At 64.2% G+C, this 15,721-nt stretch carries 17 protein-coding genes and 1 tRNA gene; 9 read left to right on the top strand and 9 right to left on the bottom strand.

Features of this window, described 5'->3' with window-relative positions:
* Positions 1-91: 91 nt before the first annotated feature.
* Positions 92-168, bottom strand: a tRNA-Val gene (locus tag IFU00_08160).
* Between the two features lie 134 nt (positions 169-302).
* On the opposite strand from IFU00_08160, the gene IFU00_08155 reads away from it, so the two are divergent.
* A complete protein-coding gene (locus tag IFU00_08155) occupies positions 303-1,226 on the top strand; it encodes a cation transporter (GenBank protein ID MBD8542250.1) in 924 nt (307 codons plus the stop codon).
* 107 nt (positions 1,227-1,333) lie between these two features.
* Positions 1,334-2,263, top strand: coding sequence for an NAD(P)/FAD-dependent oxidoreductase (locus IFU00_08150; GenBank protein ID MBD8542249.1), 930 nt, complete (start codon positions 1,334-1,336; stop codon positions 2,261-2,263).
* Positions 2,264-2,274: 11 nt separating this feature from the next.
* Here IFU00_08150 and IFU00_08145 read toward each other — a convergent pair whose 3' ends face one another.
* The 6 genes from IFU00_08145 to IFU00_08120 all read right to left on the bottom strand — a co-directional run bounded on the left by IFU00_08145 (position 2,275) and on the right by IFU00_08120 (position 8,288).
* Positions 2,275-2,904, bottom strand: coding sequence for a hypothetical protein (locus tag IFU00_08145; protein MBD8542248.1), 630 nt, complete (start codon positions 2,902-2,904; stop codon positions 2,275-2,277).
* Positions 2,901-3,848 (bottom strand): MCE family protein, encoded by a 948-nt coding sequence (locus IFU00_08140; GenBank protein ID MBD8542247.1) that lies wholly within the window; start codon positions 3,846-3,848, stop codon positions 2,901-2,903. Before IFU00_08140 ends, IFU00_08145 begins: the two co-directional genes overlap by 4 nt.
* Before the next feature lie 19 nt (positions 3,849-3,867).
* Positions 3,868-4,674, bottom strand: coding sequence for an ABC transporter permease (locus tag IFU00_08135; GenBank protein ID MBD8542246.1), 807 nt, complete (start codon positions 4,672-4,674; stop codon positions 3,868-3,870).
* An 89-nt stretch (positions 4,675-4,763) separates the two neighbouring features.
* A complete protein-coding gene (locus IFU00_08130) occupies positions 4,764-7,004 on the bottom strand; it encodes a bifunctional (p)ppGpp synthetase/guanosine-3',5'-bis(diphosphate) 3'-pyrophosphohydrolase (GenBank protein MBD8542245.1) in 2,241 nt (746 codons plus the stop codon).
* A 4-nt stretch (positions 7,005-7,008) separates the two neighbouring features.
* Positions 7,009-7,359, bottom strand: a complete 351-nt coding sequence (locus tag IFU00_08125) for a RidA family protein (protein MBD8542244.1) — start codon at positions 7,357-7,359, stop codon at positions 7,009-7,011.
* Positions 7,360-7,400: 41 nt separating this feature from the next.
* Positions 7,401-8,288, bottom strand: coding sequence for an alpha/beta hydrolase (locus tag IFU00_08120; GenBank protein ID MBD8542243.1), 888 nt, complete (start codon positions 8,286-8,288; stop codon positions 7,401-7,403).
* A gap of 137 nt (positions 8,289-8,425) precedes the next feature.
* Here IFU00_08120 and IFU00_08115 point away from each other — a divergent pair, with 137 nt between their 5' ends.
* The 6 genes from IFU00_08115 (at position 8,426) to IFU00_08090 (ending at position 13,477) form a co-directional block, all read left to right on the top strand.
* Complete coding sequence (locus IFU00_08115; protein MBD8542242.1) at positions 8,426-9,220, top strand: 3-hydroxybutyrate dehydrogenase; 795 nt, start codon at positions 8,426-8,428, stop codon at positions 9,218-9,220.
* Between the two features lie 163 nt (positions 9,221-9,383).
* Positions 9,384-10,685, top strand: a complete 1,302-nt coding sequence (locus IFU00_08110; protein ID MBD8542241.1) for a dicarboxylate/amino acid:cation symporter — start codon at positions 9,384-9,386, stop codon at positions 10,683-10,685.
* A gap of 142 nt (positions 10,686-10,827) precedes the next feature.
* Entirely contained in the window at positions 10,828-11,331 is a 504-nt protein-coding gene (locus tag IFU00_08105) for a GAF domain-containing protein (protein MBD8542240.1), read from the top strand.
* Complete coding sequence (locus IFU00_08100; protein MBD8542239.1) at positions 11,324-11,734, top strand: response regulator; 411 nt, start codon at positions 11,324-11,326, stop codon at positions 11,732-11,734. Before IFU00_08105 ends, IFU00_08100 begins: the two co-directional genes overlap by 8 nt.
* 88 nt (positions 11,735-11,822) lie before the next feature.
* A complete protein-coding gene (locus IFU00_08095; protein MBD8542238.1) occupies positions 11,823-12,209 on the top strand; it encodes a BlaI/MecI/CopY family transcriptional regulator in 387 nt (128 codons plus the stop codon).
* Entirely contained in the window at positions 12,206-13,477 is a 1,272-nt protein-coding gene (locus IFU00_08090; GenBank protein ID MBD8542237.1) for a M56 family metallopeptidase, read from the top strand. Before IFU00_08095 ends, IFU00_08090 begins: the two co-directional genes overlap by 4 nt.
* Before the next feature lie 136 nt (positions 13,478-13,613).
* Here the strand turns inward: IFU00_08090 and IFU00_08085 are convergent, their stop codons facing one another.
* The gene (locus IFU00_08085) at positions 13,614-14,273 is read right to left on the bottom strand and encodes a CoA transferase subunit B (protein ID MBD8542236.1); all 660 of its coding nucleotides are present in this window, start codon (positions 14,271-14,273) and stop codon (positions 13,614-13,616) included.
* Between the two features lie 36 nt (positions 14,274-14,309).
* On the bottom strand, positions 14,310-15,014 hold the full coding sequence (locus IFU00_08080) for a CoA transferase subunit A (GenBank protein MBD8542235.1): 705 nt from the start codon (positions 15,012-15,014) through the stop codon (positions 14,310-14,312).
* A gap of 129 nt (positions 15,015-15,143) precedes the next feature.
* On the opposite strand from IFU00_08080, the gene IFU00_08075 reads away from it, so the two are divergent.
* Positions 15,144-15,701 carry a PAS and helix-turn-helix domain-containing protein gene (locus tag IFU00_08075; GenBank protein MBD8542234.1) on the top strand — a complete coding sequence of 186 codons (558 nt, stop codon included), beginning with the start codon at positions 15,144-15,146 and terminating at the stop codon, positions 15,699-15,701.
* The last annotated feature ends 20 nt before the right edge of the window (positions 15,702-15,721 follow it).

The raw sequence follows: 15,721 nt of genomic DNA, 5'->3' as shown, positions 1-15,721 counted from the left end.
CACACCCCTTCGCGTCTAGCGATTCCCCCACAACGTCGTTGTAGTTCGCGGTGTCATAACCGTGGTGCCTTTCTCGCTCTTACTGATGTTCTGGTGGGCGGTGCAGAATTCGAATCTGCGACCCCTTGGATGTCGACCAAGTATTCTAACCAGCTGAACTAACCGCCCGATGCCGCCATTATAGGGACCTGATGCGGGAACCGCAACCCTCGCACCAAATTTATTGCTGACCAGGCCGTCATGCTGCGGATGCACCAGATGATTTACACTGCTGATCCTGCCCCATATTGAATGCATTGGCGATGACGTACAAGCCGCACGACCCTTCCCACCTGCATGCCCACCTCGACGGTGACGCAAGCCATTCCCATTCCATCGAAGCGCGCAGCCAGAAGGCACTGGCGTTCGCAATGGGCCTGACATTGCTGTTCGCACTGATCGAGGTGATCACCGGCTTCGTGTCGAACTCGCTGGCACTGATCTCGGACGCCGGCCATATGGTCACCGACGCCGCGGCCCTCGGCCTGGCCCTGCTCGCACAGATGATCGCCAAGCGCCCACCCTCGGCCCGCCACTCGTTCGGCTTCGTGCGCGCCGAAGCCCTGGCCGCATTCGTCAACTGCCTGGTGATGCTTGCCTTGGTGGGCTGGATCGGCTGGGAAGCCATCCAGCGCCTGATCCATCCGGAGCCCGTCAAGGGCGGCATCGTGCTGGTCGTGGCTGCCCTGGGCGCCTCGATCAACCTGCTCGTTGCCTGGATCCTGTCGCGCAACAACGACAGCATCAACACGCGCGCCGCGCTCGTCAATGTGATGGGCGACCTGCTCGGCTCGCTGGCCGCGATCGCGTCCGGCGCCATCATCTATTTCACCGGGTGGTTGCGGGCCGACCCGATCCTGTCGATTTTCGTTGCCCTGCTGATCCTGCGCTCGACGAGCGGCATCCTGCGCGAGTCATATCACTTCCTGATGGAAGGTGTGCCGCACAAGATCGACTTCGTCCGGGTCGGCGCGGACATGGCCACCGTCGATGGCGTGCTGGGCGTGCACGACATGCACGTCTGGGACATGTCGCCCGGCCACCCGGCGCTGATTGGCCACATCGAGATCCGCAGCCTGGAGCAATGGCCAGCCGTGCTGGAAGCCGTGCGCGCGATGCTGCGTGAGCGCCATGGCATCGACCACGTGACGCTGCAGCCGGAGGCGGCCGGCGGCAAATCGCTGTGAAACCGATCGTGACAATCGTCAACTAACCAATCGTGTAAGCACAGGCCGACTCAGCACGGGCGCGTGCGCTGATACCTCCATCCTGCATTCAGCGACATAATGCAGCGATGGACCTTACACCAAACGTATTTGATACCCTCATCATCGGCGGCGGGCCGGGTGGCCTGACCGCCGCCATCTACCTGCGCCGGTTCACCCGCAATGTCGCCCTGGTCGACAAGGGCAACAGCCGTCTGGCCTGGATTCCCGTCTCGCACAATTACCCGGGCTTCCCGGACGGGATCAACGGCAAGCTGCTGCTCGACCAATTGCGCTGCCAGCTCGGCAAGTATGGCGGCCACGTGATTCCCGGTGAAATCAGCAACCTGCGCATCGACGACGGCCTGTTCATCGCCGACTGCACGAGCCCGGAGGGCGACGTCACCGAAATGCGCGCCTACACGGTGCTGCTGGCCACGGGCGTGGCCGACGTCGGCATGCCGGTCGAGCGCTGGGACGAAGCGGTGGCCAGCGGTGCGGTGCGCCTGTGCCCCGTGTGCGACGGCTACGATGTGATCGACAAGCGCATCGCCGTGGCCACGGCCGAAGTCAATCCGGTCGGCCACGCCCTCTTCATGCGCAGCTTCAGCCGCGACGTGCTGCTGTTCGAGCGGGCCGACGAGTCGGTGGTCGACGCCGACCAGCATGCCCAGCTGCAGGCGGCGAACGTGCAGCACATCGCATCACCGCTGGCCGGGGTCACACTGACCGACGATCTGAAACCCGTCCTGCACACGCGCGACGGGCAATCCTATGAATGCGATGTGTTCTACCCGATGCTGGGCGAGAATGCGCGCTCGGCCCTGGCGGCCAACCTGGGCGCCGAAACGGTTGAATGCGACACGCTGACCGTGGATGACCATTGCCGCACGGCGGTGCCGGGGCTGTACGCCATTGGGGATGTCACGCGCGGGCTGAACCAGATCACGGTGGCAACCGGCCAGGCAGCGATTGCCGCAACGACGATCCACAACACGCTGCCGTGGGCGCTGCGCTGACGGGTTAAGCGTTACTGGCCGCCGGCCAGCTTGCGGCGCCGCTCGATCGCCGCCTGCGCGGCCGTGTCGCCCGCCGCCTCGGCGCGTTGCGCCTGCACACCCAGCCACGCCAGCAGCGGCCGGCGCCAGCCTTGGGTCGACGCCGTGTCGACTGCCAGTGCGATTCCCACTGGCGTGATGCGGCGCGCCTTGAACTGCGCGCCAGCAGCAACCAGCCGCGCCAGTGGATCGGCAATGCTCTCCAGCGCGCCGCCGCCAACCACAGCCCGATGCTGCTCGGGCAGCAGCGCCACCTCCAGTCCATCCCACTGCCCCGCCAGATACGCTGCGTAGGCACGCTGCGCCGGTGTCGCATCCGGCGCCAGCGCCGCGTAACCCGGACAATCCTCGAACACCAGACTGGCTACCTGCGCCGCGCAGCGCACCAGCTCAACCTGGGCCACATGGTCGGCTCGGCCAGTGGCAGTCGTCTCGGCGCGCGCTTCGCGAAACTCGGCATTCGACGCGGCCGTGTGCCCTTTCAGGTAGTCGTCCACCGACGCGTCGAGCGCGCCCTTGGCGTTCGCCTGCCAGTCGGGCGGCAACGGTTTGCTCGCGCAGCCGGCCAGCAAGGCAGCGATCAACAATGGAATGGTCTTCATGGCAGCTTGATCTCCGGATTGGTGCGCGCGAACGGCCACTTGCGGTTGATTTCCTCGACCAGGCGATTCACCTTGCGCAGGCTGGCGTCGACGTCGCCGCGCAATGCGCTCAGGTCTTCGGTCGCTTCGCGCGTGTTGGCGCCGACGGCTTGCGCCTCGACCAGCACCGCGTCGACCTTTTTCAGTGTGGCGCTCGCGTCCTTGAGCACGACATCGAGCTGACGCACGGCCGTCTGGGCGTCGTCCATCACGCCGGCCTGGCCGAACACGCGCTGGTCGGCCTTGGCCAGGATCACGTTGACGCGGTCCAGCGCTTCCATCAGCTTCTTCGCTTCTTCGTCGCCACCGAGTGCACCACCGAGCACGCCATAGCGCCCCGACATGCGGCCCGTCACGGCCGACAGGTTCGACAGGCTGGTGTTCACGTCCGAGCCGGACGAGGTCATCGTTTCCAGATTTTCCAGCAGCCCGCGCGCCGTAGCGACGATGCGCGGGATTTCCGCGGTCGCGTCGCCGCGCAGCACGGTGCGGGTCGAGTCGGCCGGCAGCGGCGCATCGGTCAGCACGCCCGTGTAGGCGCGCAGGCGCGTTTCGCCGACGATGCTCGACTCCAGCGTAAACACGCTCGAGGCGCGCAGCCACTTGGCGTCCTTGCTCTGGACATCGACCAGGATATTCACCTTGCCGGTATCGGCCAGTTCGACCTGGCGCACGCGCCCGATCGGAAAGCCGGCAAACGTCATGTCCATGCCGGGAATGACGCCAGTCGAATCGTCGGCCACGAGCGTCAGGCGCTGGGTCGGCTCGAACACGCCGCGCGCGTACATCACATAGAACACGAAACCGCAGATCATCAGCCCCAGAAAAACGAGGAGGATCACGGCCTTGGTTTCGACATGCTTCGGCTCGTCGGGAAGCGCGTTATCGGGAATCTGGTCCGTCATGTAATGTGGGTCCTGTCAATCAGATGTATTTCAGTGCAAGCGAGGCCGCTTCGATCACGATCAGCACGAACAGCAGGCGCAGTGCGCCCGGCTGCACGGTCGAGACCAGGCGCCGTGGATAACGCTGCAATTCGAGAATGGCCGCCGTCGGAATCAGCGCCACGGCCAGGCCGAACAGCACCGTCTTGAGCACGAAGCCGGCCGTGACGGTTGGCGCGAATACGCGCCCCACGGTGCGGGTATAGTCGCCCAGGCCCCATGGCGAGATGCCGTACACGTTCAGATAGGCCAGCAGCAGCACGACGATGGATGTAACCAGCGCCAGCGTCAGCACCGACACCGCATTCGCGATCAACTGCGGCACCAGGTCGCTGCGCATGCGGCGCAGCGCATCGTCGCTGGCGCCACGTGCCGGCAGCGCGCGGCGGGCCAAACCCAGCGCCGACGCGTCGAACGCCATGCTGGCGCGCAGCGCGACGAACAGCGCCGCGCACAGGGGAATCAGTTCGAGCACCAGCACCCGCACCACCATCTCGAGCGCAAAGCCCGACAAGCCGTAGCTCTTGGCCGTGACCAGCACGATGCGGATGATGACGAGGCTCACCAGGCACGCGGCCAGCGTGAACCAGGGCAGCACCTGCCAGGTGCTGGCATGGATGTGGCGCGCGGTGGCGTGGAAGCGCTCGCGCTGCCAGGTGGACGGCGAGAATGCCAGCACGATGGCCACCGCACCCAGATGGATCATGTACCACCAGCTGCGCAGGTAGCGTTTGACGTGCGCGAACCAGAGTTCGGGATGGGCAATGGAAGGAAGCGAGCGCGGCATGGGCTGAATGATACTGCGGTTGCGGCAGGCTGCGCGGCCCGGTGACAAATGATTACGTCACCTCGCCGCACAGGGGGATGATGCTACTGCTACTGCCGCTTCGCCTCCATCACGCCGCCCACTTCCATGATCGCCGCCAGCGCCTTCTGCGCCTGCGCCGTGGAGCCGATTTCGGCCGTGAAGATCATGCGCGCCTGCCCTTTGGCGCTTTGCGTGTTCACCCCGATCACATTGATCTTCTCGCGCGAGAAGACTTCGGAGATATCGCGCAGCAGTCCCTGCCGGTCCTGCGCCAGGATAAACAGGTCGACCGGGTAGACGGTCTCGTTCCCGGCTGAACCCCATTCGGTCTGGATGACGCGCTCCGGCGACTTGGCTTGCATCTCGGAGAAGTTCTTGCACGTCAGCCGGTGGATCGACACGCCCTTGCCGCGCGTGACGAAGCCGATGATCGGGTCCGGCGGGGCCGGCTTGCAGCACTTGGCCAAGAGCGTCATCAGCCCTTCGGTGCCCAGCACCAGCACACCCGACTTGGCGCCCTGCTCCACGCTCGAGGCGCGGCTCTTGTTGTCGAACTTCGGCTCCTCAACGGGCGCCGGTTCGTCGCCATCGTGCAGCGCCGCTTCCACGTGGCGCAGGCTGAATTTGTCCTTGCCCACTTCGATGAACAGTTCGTCCACCTTGGCAAAGCCCAGCTTCTGCGCGAGCAGTTCCAGGTTGACGGCGGTCTTGCCTTCACGCTGGAGCGATTTTTCAACGAGCGCGCGGCCGTGGGCCAGCGTTTCGGCCTGGTCCAACGCGTGGAACCAGGCGCGGATCTTCGAGCGCGTGCGGCTGCTGACCGCGTAGCCGGGGCTGAGCCAGTCGCGCGACGGGCCCTGGTTGCCGCTCGATCCCTTGGCCGTGATGATTTCGCAGGTCTGGCCGTTTTTCAGTTGCGTATTGAGCGGCACCATCACGCCATCGATGCGCGCGCCGCGGCAGCGGTGGCCGACATCGCTGTGCAGGTGGTACGCGAAGTCGATCGGCGTGGCGCCCACCGGCAGTTCGAGCACCCGCGCCTGCGGCGTCAGCACGAAGATGCGGTCGTCGAGCGTCGTGGCCTTGAGCTTTTCGACCCATTCGCGCTGCAGTTCTTCCTGACCCGAGACCGCATCGGACACGTCGGTCTTCCACGCCAGCAGCTGGCGCAGCCAGGCGATCTTTTCGTCGTATTGCTGGCTCTTGAAGTTCGAGCCCCCTTCTTCTTTATAACGCCAGTGCGCGGCGATGCCGTACTCGGCGAAGTTGTGCATCTCTTGGGTGCGGATCTGCACTTCGAGCGGCCGGCCGTCTTCGGCCATGACCACCGTGTGCAGCGAGCGGTAGCCGTTGGGTTTCGGGCGCGAGATATAGTCGTCGAATTCCTTCGGCACCGGCGTCCAGATATTGTGGATCACGCCCAGCACCGTGTAGCAGGTCTTGATGTCGGGGACGATCACGCGAAACGCGCGCACGTCATACAGCTCGGTGAAATCGAGCTCCTTGCCGCGCATCTTGCTCCAGATGCTGTAGATGTGCTTCGGGCGGCCCGACACGTCGGCCGGAATCGACGCCGATGCCAGCTCGCTTTGCAGGCGCTCGATCGACGAGGCGACAAAGCTCTCGCGCGACATGCGCTTTTCTTCGAGCATCTTGGCGATGCGTTTGTAGGTATCGGGTTCGATGAAGCGAAACGCGAGGTCTTCCAGCTCCCACTTCAGTTGCCAGATCCCGAGCCGGTTGGCCAGCGGCGCATAAAAGTCCAGCACCTCACGCCCATAGGCGCGCGTGACGTCGTCAAACCGTTTGTGTTCGGCGAAGTGGCGCAGCGTGGCCGCGCACGAGGCCAGGCGCATCAGCACCACGCGCATGTCGGTGGCCATCGCCAGCAGCATCTTGCGCAGCGTCTCGTTTTGCGCCGCGGCCTGTTGCGCCGCGTTCTTGCCGCTGCCCACGGGCGCGCCGCCGGCGGTCAGGTCGCGCAGGCGGATCAGCTGATGCACGCCCTGCACGAGCGCAACGACGCCGGCGCCGAAGCGTTCTTCGAGGTCGGCGAACACGGCCGGGTCCATCAGCGCCAGCTCGAACACCAGGCCGGCGATGCGCGTTTCGGCATCGGTATTCAGGTACGCGAGCGTGCCGGCTGCACCGAGCGAGAATTCGAACGCGCTCTGGCCCGAGCCGGCCAGACGCGTGCCGTACGCGCTGAACGCGTAGTCGAGCGCAGCGTGCACGCGCACGCAGTCCTCAGGGCTCAGCCCCTGTACCAGGCCGGTCTTGGTATCTCCTAACAGTGCGGTGGAGACCATGCGCTCAGCGCAGAGCGGCGATGATGCACACCTCGACCAGGCAGGCCGGGTTGGCCAGCTTGGCTTCGACAGTGGCGCGCGGCGGCGTGTGGCCCTGGGCGACCCACTCGTCCCAAACGTCGTTCATGCCGGGAAAGTTGTCCATGTCCGAGATGAAGATATTGCAGGACAGGATGCACGATTTGTCGCTGCCGGCTTCGCCCAGCAAACGGTCGACGTGGCCCAGCACTTCGCGCATCTGGCCATCGATGCCCTGGGTGGTGTCTTCGGCGATCTGGCCGGCCAGGTACACGGTCTCGTTGTGGATCGCGACTTCGGACAGTCGTTTGCCTACGTGCAGTCGTTTGATTTCCATGATGTCTTTCTGTTCGATAAAGGTTGATTCAGGCCGGATCGTCATGATCCCGTGCCGGTTAAAAAGGTGCGGGCAATGGCGATCTGATCGGCGTGCACGAACGTCGGCGCATGGCCGACGCCGGGGATTTCGACCAGGTGCGCATGCGGCCCGCGTGTCGTCATCTGCTGCGCCGTGGCGCGCGAGAGCAGATCGGACTGTTCGCCGCGTACCAGCAGCGTGGGGCACCTGATCGCATCCCAGGCCGCCCACAACGCCGCTTCGTCCTCGGCCGCGCGTTCGACCGTCATGCTGCGAAACGGCTGCGCCAGGCTTAGATCATAATGGCGCCGCCACTGGCCGTCGACGTCCTGGCGCAGCACATCGCTGGCCAGCTTGTGCCACTCTTCGTCGGCGTGCGGCCCGAACGTGGCCGAGACGGCCCTGATGTAATCCGCGCCGGCAGCAAAGCTCGGAAAGCGCACGTCCTGGCCGATATACTCGCCGATGCGCCGCAGCGCCTCGCCGCCCAGCGCCGGGCCGATATCGTTGATCACGAGCCGCGAAATTGGCGAGCCTTCGAGGGCGGCCAGTGTCATGCCGATCAGGCCGCCCATCGAGGTGCCGAACCATGCGACGTCTTCGCTCTCAGTGCCCGCCGTGACGCGTGCAATCAGCGTGACCATGTCGCTCACGTATTGCGACACCTGATAACCGGCCGGATCGCGCAGCCGGTCGGAGCGGCCGCGCCCGACGATATCGGGGCACACGACGCGAAAGGTATCGCACAGCGCCTGCGCCATATGGTCAAAATCATCCCCGACGCGGGTCACGCCGTGCACGCACACGAGCACCTTCGGATTGTCCGCCGCGCCCCATTCCTTGTAGGCGACGCGGTGCAAACCAGCAGGCGAGATGCACTGGACGCTCTTGAATCTGGGCTCGGACATCGCGACTCCGGAATAAGAAAATCATGAAAGGCGCCTGGCTGCTTTCGCGCGCGGGAGGCGTTACGGTTAGAATTCTACCAATTCTGAGGGAGTTCCCCCCATACGCTCGCCAACGGGCATTTACCAATGAGGACACAATGACATCGACCATGCTAAACGGTAAAACGGCTCTCGTCACCGGATCGACCTCGGGCATCGGCCTGGGCATCGCACGCTCGCTGGCCGAACAGGGGGCCAATATCGTGTTCAACGGCTTCGGCGACGCGCAGCAGATCGAAAAGCTCTACACCGATATCGGCGCCGAATTCGGTGTGCAAACGGCGTACCACAATGCCGACATGTCCAAGCCCGACGAGATCGCCGCGCTGATGCAATATGCCAGCGACAAGTTCGGCGGCGTCGACATCCTGGTCAACAATGCCGGCATCCAGCACGTCGCCGCGCTCGAGGATTTTCCGCCTGAGCGCTGGGACGCGATCATCGCCATCAACCTGAGCTCGGCCTTCCACACCACGCGCCTGGCCTTACCCGGCATGAAGCAAAAGAACTGGGGCCGCATCATCAACCTGGCCTCGGTCCATGGCCTGGTGGGCTCGAGCCAGAAGTCGGCGTATGTCGCCGCCAAGCACGGGCTGGTCGGCCTGACCAAGGTCACCGCGCTGGAAACGGCGCAGACGGGCGTGACGTGCAATGCGATCTGCCCCGGCTTCGTGCTGACACCACTCGTCCAGAAACAGGTGGATGACCGCGCCGCCCGCGAAGGGCTCGACAACGACGCCGCGCGCAAGGCGCTGCTGCTCGAGAAGCAGCCGTCCGGCGAATTCGTCACGCCCGATGAACTGGGCGCGCTGGCCGTGTTCTTCTGCAGTCCGGCGGCGAACCAGGTACGCGGCGTGGCCTGGAATATGGACGGCGGCTGGGCCGCTCAGTAACAATTCTCCCGTCGTGGCCAGGCTAATTGCCTGGCCACGCACACTCCGGGTGCGAAAATTTCCACGCTGCACTGCTGCAGTGCAGCATGCGGATTTCCACAATAGCTTGCACCGCTTGAATGCGCCACCATGGCATCACTACCAACCTCGTTGAAGAGTTGCCATGAAGAAGCCGTTCTATAAAATCCTGTACGTCCAGGTATTGTTCGCCATTGTTCTTGGCGTGTTGCTGGGCGTATTTTACCCAGAGGTAGGCACCGCGATGAAGCCATTGGGAGACGGCTTCATCAAACTGATCAAGATGATCATCGCCCCCGTGATCTTCTGTACCGTCGTTGCCGGTATCGCCGGCATGCAGGACATGAAGAAGATCGGCCGCGTCGGCGGCAAGGCACTGCTGTACTTCGAAGTCGTCTCGACCTTCGCCCTGGCCATCGGCCTGGTCGTGGCCAACGTCGCCAAGCCGGGCGCCGGCTTCAACGTCGATCCGGCCCACCTCGACTCGAGCTCGATTGCGCAATACACGACCAATGCGCATGCCCAGACCACGACCGAGTTCATCATGCACATCATCCCGACCACGTTCGTGGATGCGTTCGCTACGGGTAACATCCTGCAAGTGCTGCTGGTCGCGATCCTGTTCGGTTTCGCGCTGTCGATGATGGGCGAGCGCGGCCGTCCGGTGACCAAACTCATCGATGACGTCTCGCACGTGATCTTCGGCATCGTCAACATCATCATGAAAGTCGCTCCACTGGGCGCATTCGGCGCGATGGCGTTCACGATCGGCAAGTACGGCATCGCGTCGCTGCTGCCGCTGGCCAAGCTGATGGGCTCGTTCTACCTGACCTGCGCCCTGTTCATCTTCGTCGTGCTGGGCCTGATCGCCCGCTTCACCGGTTTCTCGATCTTCAAGTTCATCCGCTACATCAAGGAAGAACTGCTGATCGTGCTGGGTACGTCGTCGTCGGAAAGCGCACTGCCGAACCTGATGCGCAAGTTGGAGCGCCTGGGCTGCTCCAAGCCGGTCGTCGGCCTGGTGGTCCCAACCGGTTACTCGTTCAACCTGGACGGCACCAATATCTACATGACGATGGCGGCCCTGTTCGTGGCGCAGGCAACCAACACCGACCTGACGCTGACCCAGGAACTGACCATCCTGCTGGTGGCGATGCTGACCTCGAAAGGCGCATCGGGCATCACCGGCGCCGGCTTCATCACGCTGGCCGCAACGCTGGCCGTGGTGCCAACGATTCCGGTGGCAGGCATGGCGCTGATCCTGGGCATCGACCGCTTCATGAGCGAAGCGCGCGCACTGACCAACTTCATCGGCAACGGTGTGGCCACGGTCGTCGTGTCGAAATGGGAAAACGAGCTCGACACCAAACGCATGGACGATGTCCTGCATGGCCGCGAGATCGTCGAAGACCAGAACAGCATGGCGGCAGTGCGCAACGCTGCGTAATCTTCTACCTTTGCCCGTCCATGAAAGCCGCACCCTTCGGGGTGCGGTTTTTTTTGGCGTGCCTGATCGTGCGGAGGCGGCCTGGTAGCGTCTGGTATATTGAACATCCCGACTGACGACCGGCCGCGCCGGTGCTTCCACGATGCTGATTGCCGCTACCCCCGACAACGAAGCCGCGCGCCTGGCCGCCCTGTATGACCTGCTGATCCTGGACACGCCCGCCGAGGAGCGTTTCGACCGGATCGTGGCCTTCGCTGCCACCGAGTTCGACGTGCCGATCGTCACCATCACGCTGATCGACACGGATCGCCAATGGTTCAAGGCCCGTACCGGCACCGCGCTCTGCGAAACCGGCCGCGACATCTCGCTGTGCTCCCATGCGATCCTCGAGCAGGACATCCTGGTCGTGAACGACACGCTGCTCGACACGCGCTTTGCCGACAATCCCCTCGTTACCGGCGCGCCGCACATCCGCTTCTATGCCGGCGCGCCATTGACCATGCCGTCACGCCTGAGCCTTGGGACCCTGTGCCTGATCGACCGCAGGCCACGCACGCTGGACGCGATGGAGCTGGGCATCCTGCGCACGCTGCGCGACCTGGTCGTACTGGAACTGCGCAATCTTGGCGAGGTGGCCGATGCCTGACGCAACCACTCACATCCTGCTGGTCGAACCGGAACCGATGCTGCGCCGTACTGTCGCGATGACGGCGCGCAGCCTGAACCTGGGCCAGGTCCATGAAGCGGCAACGAGCGCGGCCGCACTGCGCCTGCTGAGCGTGCGCACCTTCCAGGGCGCGGTGATCGCTGTCGATTGCGTGGGCAGCGGCAAGGACAGCCGCTACGATCTGGGCCTGATCGACCGCCTGCGCGCCGATGCGGCCGCCAACAAACAGGGCTTGTCGATCGCGATCATGACCGAGACGGCCACGCCCGAACTCCTGAGCGACCTGCGCGAACGTCGGATCAGCCGCGTGATCCTCAAGCCGTTTCGCGCCAGGGTCGTGCTGGACACGATCGAGACGATGTGCCGCGCAGGGAAAACCTAAGCACGTCTCCGCCCGGCATGCCAAATCTTTGTAGACAACTCGATCTAGACAAGATAATCTAGCTTCATCTTGTCTATCCGAGGATGTCATGCCGCTCTCCCCTGACGCGCCCAAGCCCACGCCTGCCGAGCTCGACCTGCTACAAGTGCTGTGGCCGCTGGGCGCCGCCACCGCCAAGCAAGTGCATGAGGCGATGCTGCCGCAGCGGCCCGACGTGACCTACGCGACGGTGCTACGGCTGATGCAGGTCATGCACGCCAAGGGCTTGCTGGGCCGCGACGAGAGCGAACGCTCGCACGTCTATAGCCCGGTCCACGCGCGCGATGCGCTGCAAGGCAATCTTCTCAACGACCTGATGCAGCGGGCCTTCGCCGGCTCGGCCAAGGCACTGGTGCTGGCGGCGCTCAAGAGCGGCATCTCCAAGAAGGAGCGGGCCGAGATCGAGCAACTGCTGAAGGATGGAGACGGCCAATGACCGCCGCCCACCTGGTTGCCAGCATTGGCTGGACGCTCGTCGAATTCATCTGGCAAGGGGCGCTGATCGGCTGCGCCGTGGCGCTGGCGATGAGCCTGCTGCGCAATGCACGCGCCGAGCACCGGTATGCGGTCGCCTGCGCTGGCCTGTTGCTGTGCCTGCTCTGGCCCGCCGCCGAACTGGCGACGCGCCTGGCCGGCACGCTGGACATGGCGACCCAGCCAATGGCAACCTTGGCGAGTAGCCTGCTGGCGGGTCCGCTCGACGAGAGCTGGCGCACCGTATTCGAACGCAGTCTGGGCTGGATCGTCCGCACGTGGGGTGTCTGCGCTGTCGTCCTCGCATTGCGGATGATCGCAGGATTGCTGTGGCTGCACCGCGCAGCGGCGGTCGAGGCAAGCGAACCGGTCTGGCAAGCCCGGCTTGACCGAATGGCGCAGGCTGCCGGCATTGCGCGCACGGTGCGGCTGCGCATCGTCGCGGGCCTGGCCAGCCCCGTCACCTTTGGCTGGTGGAGGCCGGTGCTGCTGGTGCCGGCATCGCTCGTATCCGGCATGCCACCCCACTTGCTCGAGGCGCTGCTGGCGCACGAACTGGCCCATATCCGGCGTCACGACTACCTCGTCAACCTGCTGCAGAACGTGGTCGAGGCACTGCTGTTTTATCACCCGGCAATCTGGTGGATCTCGGGACGCATCCGCGCCGAACGGGAACTGGTTGCCGACGCCATCGCAGCAAGACAACTGGGCGAACCGCGGCGCCTGGCTCTTGCGCTATCCGAACTGGAACGACGCCAGTTTTCAACCCAGCATCTGGCCCAGGCGGCCAATGGAGGCAATCTCATGCAACGCATCAAACAACTCGTTCGTCCCGACACGCAGGCACTGAACTGGAAAGCCGCGCTTCCGGTCCTCGGCCTGGCCCTGGCGGCCCTGGCCGGCTGCACGAGCACGGCGCCGGTCAACCCGTTCGCCGCGATGCCCGACAACGACACGACGATACCAATGGCAAAATTCAATTCGTGTGCAAGGCCCGTGTACCCGGCCGATGCGCTGGCGGCCAAGATCGAAGGCACGGTGACACTCGCGATGCTGGTAAGGGCCGATGGCAAGGTGCGCGAAGCCGTGGTACGCAAAACCAGCGGCAATGGGTCGCTCGACGAGACGGCGCGCGCGGCAATCGCCAAATGCACCTTCCAGCCGGGCACGGTGAATGGCGCACCGAAGGAACAGTGGGCCGAGGTGCAGTACGTGTGGGTCGCGAGCTGATTCGCTCTACCACCAAGCATTACCGTAGGGTGGACGGCTGCGCCGTCCACCCGTTCAACGATTGTTGATGCGCCACGAAATCCGTGCAGGTTGAACGCGTGGGCGGCATAGCCCCCCACCCTACGTTCGGCGACGGCTACGCGTGCTGGACGGAAGACACGTCGAGTTCGCAACCAGTCGCTGCGACGATCTCGTCCACGCTCACGCCGGGCGCCAGCTCGACCAGCTTCAAGCCGGTAGGCGTCACGTCGAGCACGCCCAGATCGGTGATGATGCGATCGACCACGCCAACACCGGTCAACGGCAGATCACATTTCTTCAGCAACTTGTGGCTGGTGGAGCCATCCTTGGCGGTGGCGACATGTTCCATCACCACGACCACGCGCTTGACGCCGGCCACCAGATCCATCGCGCCGCCCATGCCCTTGACCATTTTCCCCGGAATCATCCAGTTGGCCAGGTCGCCTTCTTCCGACACCTGCATCGCACCCAGGATCGCCAGGTTGATCTTGCCGCCGCGGATCATGCCGAACGAATCGGCCGAGCTGAAGTAGGCCGAGCCCGGCAGCGCCGTCACGGTCTGCTTGCCGGCGTTGATCAGGTCGGCGTCGACCGCATCCTCCGTCGGGAACGGGCCGATGCCCAGCAGCCCGTTTTCAGACTGCAGCGAGACCTCGATATCCTTCGGTACATAGTTTGCCACCAGGGTTGGTAATCCAATGCCCAGGTTCACGTAGAAGCCGTCTTGCAGCTCCAGCGCCGCGCGCGCGGCCATTTCATCACGAGTCCATGCCATGTTGTTGTCTCCGTTTCTGTCGTCGGGTTAAAGCGCTTAGTTGCTCACCGTGCGCACGGTGCGCTGCTCGATGCGCTTCTCGGGCGACGGGTTGTGGACGATGCGGTGCACGAAGATGCCCGGGGTGTGCACGTGGTCGGGATCGATCTCGCCGGTCTCGACCAGCTTCTCGACTTCGACGATGCAGATCTTGCCGGCCGTGGCCACGTTGGGGTTGAAGTTGCGGGCCGTCTTGCGAAACACGAGGTTGCCCGAGCGGTCGGCCATATAGGCCTTGACCAGCGACACATCGGGGAACAGCGCATGCTCCATCACATAATGCTCGCCATGGAATTCGCGGGTTTCCTTGCCCTCGGCGACGATGGTGCCGTAGCCGGTCTTGGTGAAGAAGGCGGGGATGCCGGCGCCGCCGGCGCGCAGCTTCTCGGCCAGCGTGCCTTGCGGCGTGAATTCGAGTTCGAGTTCGCCGGCTAAAAACTGGCGCGCAAATTCCTTGTTTTCGCCGACGTACGACGCGATCATTTTCTTGATCTGGCGTGTCTCGAGCAACTGGCCCAGGCCGAAGCCATCGACGCCTGCGTTGTTGGAGATGGCGGTGAGTTGCTTGACACCCGAGTCGCGCAGCGCTGCGATCAGGGCTTCCGGAATACCGCACAGGCCAAACCCGCCCACGGCGATGGTCTGGCCGTCCTGCACGACGCCTTCAAGTGCCGAGCGCGCGTCTGGATACACTTTATTCATACCTGTCCCTTTTATAAGTTTGAGAACCCGTCTCAGCATAGAATACCGGCAGCCCGTGCACAATACCGTAGAACTACCGCCATCCTGCGCCACCTGCACGCCAACGAACCACGCCCTGACCCGCCTCACATGAACCTGCCGCACACGATTGACTATGAGATGATTTTCCAGCACGCGCCAGTGGGCATGTGCATCTCGCGCGACCGGGTGATAGAGGCTTGCAATGGCGCGCTGGCGGCGATGTTCGGCCATCCGGCCGGGCACCTGACCGGCTCGTCGTTCTCGGTGCTGTATCCGACCATGGACGAATTTTTGCGCACGGGTGACCGCATCATCCCCATCATGAACGCGAAGGGGCGCTACTCGGACGAGCGCATCATGCGCCGCGCCAACGGCGAGCTGTTCTGGTGCCATGTGACGGGCCGTGCGCTGTCCCCGCTCGAGCCCCTGGGCGCCGGCGTCTGGATCTTCGAGGATGTCAGCGAGAAGCGGCCCGTGACGGCGCAACTGACGCCGCGCGAGCGAGAGATCGCCGCGCTGCTGGTCGAGGGCAAGACCAGCAAGATCATCGCGCGCGAAACCGACCTCAGTCCACGCACGGTCGAAATGCACCGCGCCAGCCTGATGCGCAAGTTTGCGGCATCGACGTCGGTGGAACTGGTGCACAAGCTGGTGGGTGCGGGCTAGCGGGCCACCAGAGCCCCGAT

The organism is Oxalobacteraceae sp. CFBP 8761, from assembly GCA_014841595.1.
GTDB lineage: Bacteria > Pseudomonadota > Gammaproteobacteria > Burkholderiales > Burkholderiaceae_D > Telluria.
This window is presented reverse-complemented; position numbering and strand designations above follow the sequence as displayed.

Coding starts and splice junctions, on each gene's coding strand:
- IFU00_08075 (MBD8542234.1), top strand. CDS start 15,144: ATGAACCTGCCGCACACGATTGACTATGAGATGATTTTCCAGCACGCG.
- IFU00_08150 (MBD8542249.1), top strand. CDS start 1,334: ATGGACCTTACACCAAACGTATTTGATACCCTCATCATCGGCGGCGGG.
- IFU00_08105 (MBD8542240.1), top strand. CDS start 10,828: ATGCTGATTGCCGCTACCCCCGACAACGAAGCCGCGCGCCTGGCCGCC.
- IFU00_08145 (MBD8542248.1), bottom strand. CDS start 2,904: ATGAAGACCATTCCATTGTTGATCGCTGCCTTGCTGGCCGGCTGCGCG.
- IFU00_08140 (MBD8542247.1), bottom strand. CDS start 3,848: ATGACGGACCAGATTCCCGATAACGCGCTTCCCGACGAGCCGAAGCAT.
- IFU00_08085 (MBD8542236.1), bottom strand. CDS start 14,273: ATGGCATGGACTCGTGATGAAATGGCCGCGCGCGCGGCGCTGGAGCTG.
- IFU00_08090 (MBD8542237.1), top strand. CDS start 12,206: ATGACCGCCGCCCACCTGGTTGCCAGCATTGGCTGGACGCTCGTCGAA.
- IFU00_08135 (MBD8542246.1), bottom strand. CDS start 4,674: ATGCCGCGCTCGCTTCCTTCCATTGCCCATCCCGAACTCTGGTTCGCG.
- IFU00_08125 (MBD8542244.1), bottom strand. CDS start 7,359: ATGGAAATCAAACGACTGCACGTAGGCAAACGACTGTCCGAAGTCGCG.
- IFU00_08120 (MBD8542243.1), bottom strand. CDS start 8,288: ATGTCCGAGCCCAGATTCAAGAGCGTCCAGTGCATCTCGCCTGCTGGT.
- IFU00_08080 (MBD8542235.1), bottom strand. CDS start 15,014: ATGAATAAAGTGTATCCAGACGCGCGCTCGGCACTTGAAGGCGTCGTG.
- IFU00_08095 (MBD8542238.1), top strand. CDS start 11,823: ATGCCGCTCTCCCCTGACGCGCCCAAGCCCACGCCTGCCGAGCTCGAC.
- IFU00_08100 (MBD8542239.1), top strand. CDS start 11,324: ATGCCTGACGCAACCACTCACATCCTGCTGGTCGAACCGGAACCGATG.
- IFU00_08155 (MBD8542250.1), top strand. CDS start 303: ATGACGTACAAGCCGCACGACCCTTCCCACCTGCATGCCCACCTCGAC.
- IFU00_08110 (MBD8542241.1), top strand. CDS start 9,384: ATGAAGAAGCCGTTCTATAAAATCCTGTACGTCCAGGTATTGTTCGCC.
- IFU00_08115 (MBD8542242.1), top strand. CDS start 8,426: ATGACATCGACCATGCTAAACGGTAAAACGGCTCTCGTCACCGGATCG.
- IFU00_08130 (MBD8542245.1), bottom strand. CDS start 7,004: ATGGTCTCCACCGCACTGTTAGGAGATACCAAGACCGGCCTGGTACAG.